Genomic DNA, 513 nt, shown 5'->3' on the forward strand with positions numbered 1-513 from the left:
TAATGGTTAGAAAGGAGCATCGTCAGATGCTATCTTTCGTTGTTAGATACTAAATTTATGGTTTCAAGGACATTGCCCGATATAATATTTTGAACACCACTGAATATATCACTGCCATAATAATAAACAAGATTATCATAATCAGCCCACACTTGTTCTCGTTCATCTAACCATACAGTCAAATAACCGGGATGAATGTCTGCTAAATAGATAACCTTATTGACCTTTAACTTCACAGCCACTTTCTGCATAGCTTCCGGGCTGTATTTCTTTATTTTCTTGACATCAAAATAAAGAATATTAGATTGGTTCAGTTCTAATTTCATGTTATAGAATAGAGCAATCTTGCTTATAATACCGTCATTCAAAGGATAATCAAACTTTGAATAGGATTGTTTCAACTTATCAGCGTAACAATCCGACATCATTTGAAAGTTAAATTCATCCCAATGGTTATGAACAAGTATTTCCTTTATTGCAGTAGGTATATTCATATCTAATTGTATCTAATGG

1 protein-coding gene is annotated in these 513 nt (G+C 32.6%); it reads right to left on the reverse strand.

Annotation, left to right across the window (positions count from 1 at the left end; translation table 11 throughout):
• Window positions 1-29: 29 nt before the first annotated feature.
• On the reverse strand, window positions 30-494 hold the full coding sequence (locus B5F71_RS19710; protein WP_041584086.1) for a hypothetical protein: 465 nt from the start codon (window positions 492-494) through the stop codon (window positions 30-32).
• Window positions 495-513: the final 19 nt, after the last annotated feature.

Source organism: Bacteroides sp. An269, assembly GCF_002159755.1.
GTDB classification, from domain to species: domain Bacteria; phylum Bacteroidota; class Bacteroidia; order Bacteroidales; family Bacteroidaceae; genus Phocaeicola; species Phocaeicola intestinalis.

What these genes read in the sequence shown, in the direction of transcription:
- B5F71_RS19710 (WP_041584086.1), bottom strand. Translation starts at nt 494, where the DNA reads ATGAATATACCTACTGCAATAAAGGAAATACTTGTTCATAACCATTGG.